The organism is Marinobacter sp., from assembly GCF_035268745.1.
GTDB lineage: Bacteria > Pseudomonadota > Gammaproteobacteria > Pseudomonadales > Oleiphilaceae > Marinobacter.
Genome location: NZ_DATFKH010000170.1, coordinates 1 through 2,437, shown reverse-complemented (window position 1 = coordinate 2,437; position 2,437 = coordinate 1). Strand labels below are relative to the sequence as shown.

The following is a 2,437-nucleotide window of genomic DNA, read 5'->3' as shown; positions in this document are numbered from 1 at the left end:
TTGGCATCGTTGGCGGGGCCGGCAAATACCTTGAAGTCGACACCGGCAACCAGATCACCCACATCAATCAGCTCAAGCGGAATGCGCAGGTCCGGCTTGTCGCTGCCGAAACGCTGCATGGCTTCACTGAAAGGCATGCGCGGGAAAGCAGGAAGCGCAACCTGTAGCACATCCTTGAACAATGCCCGGATCATGTCTTCGGTCAGCGACATCAGGGTTTCTTCATCAACGAAGGATGCCTCGATGTCGATCTGGGTAAACTCCGGCTGCCGGTCGGCACGAAGGTCTTCATCGCGAAAGCACTTGGCGATCTGGTAATAGCGATCCACACCCGACACCATCAGCAACTGTTTGAACAGCTGGGGCGATTGCGGCAGCGCAAAGAAGGAACCTTCATGGGTGCGGCTGGGCACCAGATAATCCCGCGCCCCTTCCGGCGTTGCCCGGGTCAGAATCGGGGTTTCCACATCCATGAAGCCATTGCTGTCGAGGAAGTTGCGGACGTAACTGGTGACCCGCGAACGGAACCGCAGGCGGTTGATCATCTCCGGCCGGCGCAGGTCGACATAACGGTACCTGAGGCGGACATCCTCGCCTACATGTTCGTGCTCATCCAGTGGGAAAGGTGGCGTGGCGGCAGCGTTCAGGATGGTCAATTGTTTGCCCAGAACCTCGACCTGGCCTGTGGACATGTTGCTGTTTTCGGTTCCGGCAGGACGACGGCGGACACGGCCGGTAACCTGGACCACGAATTCGCTGCGGACTTTTTCCGCCAGCGCAAAGCTCTCGGGAGTATCCGGATCAATCACTACCTGAGACATGCCGTCCCGATCACGAAGGTCCAGAAAGATAACCCCGCCATGATCACGGCGACGATGCACCCAACCGCAAAGTGTGACTTCCTGATCAATGTGGGATTCGTTGACCCCACCGCAATAGTTACTGCGCATACCGCTTCCCGTTCTTTCTGATGTGTGCGAATTGATTCTGATGTGTGCGAAAAGTGCGCCATTATAAACACAATGACAGTGAAAATCAGGCTGTAGTTGCGGGCACCGCTTTACTTCAGGGCATCCAGGATTGGCTGCAGGCGGGCCATGATATCAGCAATTGCCTTGTCATCATGGGGGGTGGGGTCAAGCCTGCCCCAGACCGGACCTGGCCAGGCAGGGTCACCCTCAAAGCGGACAATATGGTGCAGGTGCAACTGCGGCACCATATTCCCCAATGCAGCCACATTCAGCTTGTCGCCGGCAAACACGGTCATCATGCCCTCACCCAGCAACGACGATTCCTCGGCCAGCCGAAGCTGCTGTGGTTTCGGCATTTGATAGATTTCGCGGATATCCGCCAGCCTGGGTACCAGCAGTACCCAGGGCCAGTGGCTGTCGTTCATCAGCCGGACTTCGCAAAGACGACTCTCACCAACAAGAATGGTGTCTTCTGCCAGTTTTGGATGAATAACAAAGGGCGCAGTGCGGTCCATGTCAATTGCCGTGGAACTGGTTGCGGCCGCGGCCGATGGCGTAATAGATCATGCCGTACCGCTCCAGCATTTCCGGCTCGTAAAGGTTACGGCCGTCAAACACCGCTTTGCTGCCCAGCGCGGATGCAATGGCCGCAAAGTCCGGGGAACGGAACTCCTTCCATTCGGTGCAGATCGCGAGCACGTCGGCACCCCTGATTGCCTGCTCTTTGGTACCGCAGAGCGTCAGCCCCGGCTGGTCACCGAAAATACGCTGGGTTTCTTCCATGGCTTCCGGGTCAAAGGCCTGCACACTCGCTCCTGCCTTCCAGAGCTGCTGCATCAGGGTTCTGGAGGATGCCTCGCGCATATCGTCGGTGTTGGGTTTGAAGGCCAGGCCCCAGACCGCAACCACCTTGCCTTTCAGATCGCCGTTGAAGAAATGGCTGATCTTGTCGAACAGCACGTATTTCTGGGCATTGTTGACGGTCTCAACCGCGTTCAGCAGACGACTTTCGTAGTCGCAGTCCCTGGCGGTGCGGGCCAGTGCCTGCACATCCTTGGGAAAACAGGAGCCACCATAACCACAGCCCGGATAAATGAAGTGGTAACCGATACGGGGATCGGAGCCGATGCCACGGCGGACATTCTCGATGTCGGCACCAAGACGCTCCGCCAGGTTGGCGATTTCATTCATGAAGCTGATTTTTGTCGCCAACATTGAGTTGGCAGCGTACTTGGTCAGCTCGGCAGAGCGGATATCCATGAAAATCATCCGGTCATGACTGCGGTTGAAGGGATAATAGACTTCCCGCAGCAACTCCATGGCACGGTCACTTTCCGTGCCCACTATAATACGGTCCGGCTTCATGAAGTCGGAGACGGCGGCACCCTCTTTCAGGAACTCGGGGTTGGAGACCACATCAAAATCCAGTTCCAGGCTGCGCCTGTCCAGCTCGCCACGGACAGCCG

General features: G+C 57.2%; 3 protein-coding genes. All 3 read right to left on the bottom strand.

The features are described 5' to 3' along the window. Nucleotides 1–950: aspartate--tRNA ligase (gene aspS, locus VJ956_RS12380; protein ID WP_324085352.1), on the bottom strand; the 950-nt coding region annotated here is incomplete at its 3' end. Between the two features lie 110 nt (nucleotides 951–1,060). Beyond that, nucleotides 1,061–1,486 carry an HIT family protein gene (locus VJ956_RS12375; RefSeq protein ID WP_324085351.1) on the bottom strand — a complete coding sequence of 142 codons (426 nt, stop codon included), beginning with the start codon at nucleotides 1,484–1,486 and terminating at the stop codon, nucleotides 1,061–1,063. 1 nt (nucleotide 1,487) lies between these two features. Next, the coding region (locus tag VJ956_RS12370; RefSeq protein WP_324085350.1) for a UDP-glucose/GDP-mannose dehydrogenase family protein at nucleotides 1,488–2,437 on the bottom strand (950 nt) is incomplete at its 5' end.

Excerpts from the sequence above, each read along its gene's own strand:
- VJ956_RS12375 (WP_324085351.1), bottom strand. The coding sequence starts at position 1,486 with ATGGACCGCACTGCGCCCTTTGTTATTCATCCAAAACTGGCAGAAGAC.